The sequence below is a fragment of the Solibacillus cecembensis genome (assembly GCF_050272495.1).
Lineage (GTDB): Bacteria > Bacillota > Bacilli > Bacillales_A > Planococcaceae > Solibacillus > Solibacillus cecembensis.
Window position 1 is genome coordinate 1 of sequence record NZ_JBNNMF010000052.1, and the last position, 5,984, is coordinate 5,984.

5 protein-coding genes are annotated in these 5,984 nt (G+C 30.7%); all 5 read left to right on the forward strand.

Annotated elements, in window-relative coordinates; translation table 11 throughout:
* The first annotated feature begins 1,074 nt into the window (after positions 1 to 1,074).
* The 5 genes from ACQKIH_RS22160 (at position 1,075) to ACQKIH_RS22180 (ending at position 5,906) form a co-directional block, all read left to right on the forward strand.
* On the forward strand, positions 1,075 to 1,989 hold the full coding sequence (locus tag ACQKIH_RS22160) for a helix-turn-helix transcriptional regulator (RefSeq protein WP_427768985.1): 915 nt from the start codon (positions 1,075 to 1,077) through the stop codon (positions 1,987 to 1,989).
* 92 nt (positions 1,990 to 2,081) lie between these two features.
* Complete coding sequence (locus ACQKIH_RS22165; protein WP_427768987.1) at positions 2,082 to 2,441, forward strand: hypothetical protein; 360 nt, start codon at positions 2,082 to 2,084, stop codon at positions 2,439 to 2,441.
* Between the two features lie 410 nt (positions 2,442 to 2,851).
* A complete protein-coding gene (locus ACQKIH_RS22170; protein WP_057990232.1) occupies positions 2,852 to 3,283 on the forward strand; it encodes a hypothetical protein in 432 nt (143 codons plus the stop codon).
* Positions 3,284 to 4,451: 1,168 nt separating this feature from the next.
* Complete coding sequence (locus ACQKIH_RS22175) at positions 4,452 to 4,856, forward strand: hypothetical protein (protein ID WP_427768990.1); 405 nt, start codon at positions 4,452 to 4,454, stop codon at positions 4,854 to 4,856.
* Positions 4,857 to 5,777: 921 nt separating this feature from the next.
* Entirely contained in the window at positions 5,778 to 5,906 is a 129-nt protein-coding gene (locus tag ACQKIH_RS22180; protein WP_427768991.1) for a hypothetical protein, read from the forward strand.
* Positions 5,907 to 5,984: the final 78 nt, after the last annotated feature.

Here is a 5,984-nt window from a genome sequence, read left to right on the forward strand (position 1 = left end):
ATCTGGTGAAAATGATTTTTTAGGCATGAGAAAACTCCCCATTTAATAAACAGATTTTATTTTTTAATCTGTCTACCTATTGGGGAGCATATCATATTATAGGGTTTATGAGCTTTTTATATTTTCCGAGAATACGATAGAGAACGATAAGAATTGATTTTGTTTTACGCAATTTATAGAAAATGGTCTGGTGGTAACTACCTTACAACTGAACAACTGATTAAATTAATTCCGTCTACACTGGGTAATTTTGTTAAAAAATAAGTTTGTGAATGTTTATACTTAAACTAACGGGGCAGATTAATTCAATAAGATAGTAAAATGAAAGAAATAAAAGAGATGCAAAATGCTTTTAAACGATATGAAATAGACGAGGTGTTCAAATTAGGGGGGCCTAATTAAACTAACACAAAATTCTTGAAAAGAATCGCCAACAACCTTAATGATTTTTACCCACTATACGCTTACTTGTAATATAAAACCATATTTATTATAATATTGGGAAAGGGGTGGGGTTTTGACTTTTCAAAGTAATAAATTTAAATCATTAATAAAATATATTTTAATATACTTATTTATCTTTACTTTTGTCTATTTAGGTGTGATGTTATGGAAATACGAAGCTGAAGCTGAAATGACTTGGATTGAATCGTTTATATTGATATTCACTATACCACTTATCATTTTGTTACTAAAAAAAATATCAAAAAAAAAGTCGTCATTATGACGACTTTTTTAACTATTAAGCACCAATGCATATAATTTGTATATTTCATAAAGTCAATACTATCCCATGGATACCACCTTTAACACCAGCTTTAATTAGATGTTCTGCAGCTAATAATTTTTTTCCAGCTGATAGTGCTTCTATTGCAGCAGCTGCTCTTTTTTCTTATTGAACTAACGAGGCAGTTTAGTTGAAGAAGAAAGGTTTTAGGGAATGGTATTGAATAAGTTAATATATGTAAATTGTTACTTGAGGGCGATATGACAGTAAGGAAATTTATTCCATAACAAAATTATCGAAATCAATCTTGTATCGAGCACTTGATAAAAGAAAAATAGGGGATACTTATGAAAATAGAGCGCTTATTAAAAATTATATTTATTTTATTGAACAAACAAAAAGTAACAGCTGAGGAAGTTGCCAAACATTTGGCTGTCTCAACCCGAACAGTTTATCGAGATATGGATACTCTATCACTTGCTGGATTTCCAATCTATGCCGAACAAGGAAATCTCGGAGGATATCGCCTAATCGAAGGTTATTATTTTCCTCATAGTTACTTTACAGAAGAGGATTTACGTCTAATCAAGGAAGCACTAACGAGTACGATGACTTTACATACTGACAAGGCATTACAGAATATCCTTGCAAAAATAACCTTACTTAATGAGTCCAAAACAGAAAATTCAATTGATTTTTCTTTTTTAAATAACAAGGACGGAGTTAAGGTAACCGATATTCGACAAGCGATTAAAGATAAAAAGTGTCTTACTTTTTCTTATGCAAAAAAAGAACAGCTTGAAATTAAAAAAGTAAAACCAATTCAAGTATTCTTCTATCATTTGAGTTGGTACCTGTTCGGTTGGCCAGAAAATGAGGCGAAACCAAAATTTTATCGTTTATCCCGAATACATGAACTGAAAGTTGGTAATGCGGTATTTACCGAAACCTTCGAATACTTAGATGGTTATCAGGTATTTTCAAATTGGATGAAATCATTAGAATCAGAAATAGTTAAAATCGATTTAGTTTTGCGATTTCCACTAATCAGTTCTCAAGAGGTGTTTGATTCGTTCCCCGAAACAAGCATTGATAAAAGTGGCGTTGACCATTTATTAGTTAGAATTTCTTATCCTGATGAAGAGTGGGTTGTAAAGTTAATTCTTAGTTTTGGATCCCAGGTTGAAGTCCTTTCGCCAAGGGGTTTTAAAAATAAAATAATGACTCATATAGAAAAAATGACTCGAATTTATTATACCTAACTTGACAATTAGTTGTCAGGTTAGTGATGGTATTTTATGTTTAAGGGTTGTTACTAACTCCACAAATTTTAACGAAAGAAGATGAAATAACTATGGTACTGAAAAGTGACTTAAATCTTTTAAATTGGACAGAAACGGAACCCGTTCATTCCATTGCTCAAGCAACAGCTGAATATTCAATCGAAGGTGAATTTAATGGAATCTTGCATTCAAACTATACGATTTTTTATTCGGAATATAATAAAGAAGATATCCATAAATCAACATCAACTTTTATAGGATACAGCTTTTTTGAAAGTTCAGATAATAAACTATTTGATAGTATGTTCTTTGAAGAAGAAGGAATCTTTGCTGAAGGCGTCACTTCTGGAGAGTTGAAAAGTGAGAAGGCCAATGGAAATTATTTTTTAGAACAAGGTAAAATGATCATCACAATAGAAAAAAATAGTTAAAACTGAACCCGAACAACTTGAGTATTATTTGATGATACACTGACCCCTATATTGAATGAATAGCTGAAAGTATGATAATTAAAGTTATACAGTAAGTACCTTATTCAACTAACGGGGGCTTTAGCAGAACCAGGCTGTCTTTAGGGTAGCTTTCTCTTATTGAACTAACGAAGCAGGTTTGTTCAATAAGAAATTACAAAAGGAATGAGCATTTACTGTAAAATTGAGATGATGCACATTAGTATTATTACACGACATAAATAAAAATATATGGAGGTATAGTTATGTGGATAATATTAGGGGTTATTGCTTCGGTAAGCAAAATGGTAATTGATAGTTGCCTATTCTCAACAGATGCAACTTATAAAAAGCTCAGATTATTGAGATTTACTGTTTAAAGGGGTGATAAAATGATTGAAATAATTTATGATGCCAGTACCTTGGAAGGCTCTTGTTATATAGAGGTTCTTCCTGATAAGTATAAAGGCGAATGTTGGAATACATCTTCAATTTTCTTTACAGAAGAAAACTTTGGCTATATTATGCCTGCCTTCGAAAAGTGCTATAAGAAATTCGATTATTATGCTTTCAATGAAATAGATATAGAAACTTGGAAGTTAATTATTCGGGAATTAGAAAAAATGAAACAATATCTATCTGATAATCCTAATCCACATTCACTGAAGGATGTTTTAGGGTTTCAGTTCGTCAACTCCGAGGAAGAATTTTTGGAAAACTATGATACAAACTTTAAGCAGCTTATCTCGATGATTACCGAATTTCAATTGTGGATAAATGAAAAAAGTGTTTCAGCTAAGTTCATTTCCGTTTTAGGAATGTAATTTATTGAGTACAAAGGACTTCTAAATACTGAAGTCCAATTAAAAATCAACAATATTATTTAACAGAGCCTTAAAGAAAAGAATGTGAAGAAATGTACTTAAACTAACGGGGGCTTTAGTGCAACAAGGATTTATAACGATCCCCAACCGACGGTTTGGGGACCATTAAAGGATATAAAAAATGATTGTGGATTAGTATGTTTTATACAAAGAGAAATAAAAGGAGCCGTCAGTTGTGAAGTTAAATTCTAAATCTAATTTACATTTTCGTTTTGTATTAAATTTTTCTTATTTAGTTTTCATTTGGTATCCAACGAACTTCTATTTATTTATTTTTCCAATAATATTAAATTTGCTAGATGAAGATAATAAGAATAAACGGTATAAAATGTTGGTGATAGTATTAGTTACATGCATTATCTTTTATTTATATTTAAACAATTTAGATATAGAGCAACAAATTACGCTTTCAATAATTGTTTTATTTTCAGGTTTTTCTGACTTATTGAAAAATACATTTAAAAAAAATACTATTTAGCATCGTATATTGTACATAGACTTATTGTAGAACATATTGATGCACGTTTTGAGGAACTGAAAGAATGAATGAAGTGAAATTCTACATAAAAATTCAAGAAAAATTAATATAACGTTTCCAATTAAAAGTTTTGGGACGAAATAAAACACTTAAAACGTTGTCATACCAATGTATTAAGTGTTTTTCTGTATTTCATTCATATACTGCACTATCGTTTGAACTTAGATACAACAAAGCTTTCAATGCTGTTTAAAAGAAATTGCGCTGGATTATATTTTGAATAAAATCTTGCATATACAGTGGATTCCTTAACGTTATAAATCCGCATTTTTCTAACGAGACCTCAAATTTACAATAAAAGAAGAGAGCAATCTATAAAATGTTCCAAAATTTCTTTTTGGGCATTATAGTTTTGTAAAAAATTTGATTAAAAAATCTCAACTGTATAATTTTGTTAGAAGTAAGATGATTCGAATTGGATATTTATGTTAATGTGACTATAAAGATTGTGAAGATATGTACTTAAACTAACGGGGCAGGTTAGTGGAAGAAGGATTTTTAAGTACCCTTGAAGAACTTAGTATAATTGACGCTAGTTTCAGGGTAAAACAGTAGTAGAGGATGTTATATATGAATTTAAAATTAATAGAAAATGGTACAAATCCCAAGATAGCTTTTTATGATGGTATTTGCTTAGATCAATATCAACACTTAGCTAAAAGATGGACTGAAATGTTGTCAATTGTTCATAAAGAAGTACTTGCTTATATCAATGATGATAATTTGTGTTTTGATGACGGTGAAGATTTAAATTCATTTCCTGTACGGAGTAAATTAACAGGTAATTATTATATTGAATCTGTTTCGTTTATTAAACACGTAAATCCAATGGGATTCCAGATTATGATTAAGACTAGACTTACAGAACATTTGCCATCGGGTGAGGATGATTATTTGGGGTTAGAAGTGACTTTGTTTACTACATCTATAAATGAGACTTTTAAAGTTTGGGGTATAGATAGCTCTTCAATTTAGTATTTCTTCTTAAGCTAACAGCTGCGTTGATCCAAGAAGGATTAACGTTTTTTTGTTGGAGTTCTTTATTTTAACAGTCTCTTATTTAACAAACCTGCTCCGTTTGTCCAATAAAAGGTGGTTAGAAAATGGGAATGTCACATCTGCTAGACGTTTTGAGGGAAGATATACCAGACTAACATTTGACTGTAAATGGGACATTGAAAAGAGGTAGATGTTCGTCTAATAAACGAAGAAGCAGCTGCCAAGATGTTGAATTTGAATTCAAAGATATTGTGAATAAGTGTACTTAAACTAACGGGTGCTTTAGCAGAATAAGGCTGCCTTTAGAGTAGCTTTTTCTTTTTGAACTAACGGGGCAGTTTAGTTTCAGAAGCCTAAGTTCTTATTATGGTAATATATAGGGGTTATAACTTAACTTTATAGAGGGAAGGTAAATGATAAAAAGAAATTTGGTAGTAATGGTATATCTAATCTTAGGAGTTTTATGTGCAGGATTTGCTACCTTTCATCGACTTCTAATAACATCTGATATACCTGTTTCATATACAATTTCAGAAAGTCTCGTTGTTCAAATTATGTTTGGCATATCAACGATTTTCTTTTTATTTGCATCAAGTTCCTTAAAAAGTAACAAAGGGAAAAACATCATAGCTAGTTTATTCAGTTTACTTTTTGTATGGAATATTTCAATGTTTACAATTCACACAGATGCTGATTACTATGATTCTTCATATGCACAGTTACAATTATCAAGTCTATTGAATTCTGGTATCGTTTTGTTTTTTAATTACTACCTGATTGTAAAAAGCCGCTTCGAACGGTCCAAGTTATTGAACTAACGCAGCGGTTTACTTGAAGAAGAACAGACTAGCAGCATTGACTGAAACACATATTCATATAAAAGGAGGCAACGATAAGTTGAAACTAATTTGCAAAGCATGTAATTTAGAAATTTCTGAACCATTATCGGAATTAAAAGACCTGAATTTGATTAATAAAAAAGATGGTCAAGATTATGGGACTGACCCCCAAAGTATAGACAAATAAAAAAAGCATCTTCGATTGAATTCGGGTTTAGATACCTAAAATTCAATTAGGAGGTGTTTTTTTATGGGAACAAGAGTA

What these genes read in the sequence shown, in the direction of transcription:
- ACQKIH_RS22170 (WP_057990232.1), top strand. Translation starts at nt 2,852, where the DNA reads ATGATTGAAATAATTTATGATGCCAGTACCTTGGAAGGCTCTTGTTAT.
- ACQKIH_RS22165 (WP_427768987.1), top strand. Translation starts at nt 2,082, where the DNA reads ATGGTACTGAAAAGTGACTTAAATCTTTTAAATTGGACAGAAACGGAA.
- ACQKIH_RS22175 (WP_427768990.1), top strand. Translation starts at nt 4,452, where the DNA reads ATGAATTTAAAATTAATAGAAAATGGTACAAATCCCAAGATAGCTTTT.
- ACQKIH_RS22160 (WP_427768985.1), top strand. Translation starts at nt 1,075, where the DNA reads ATGAAAATAGAGCGCTTATTAAAAATTATATTTATTTTATTGAACAAA.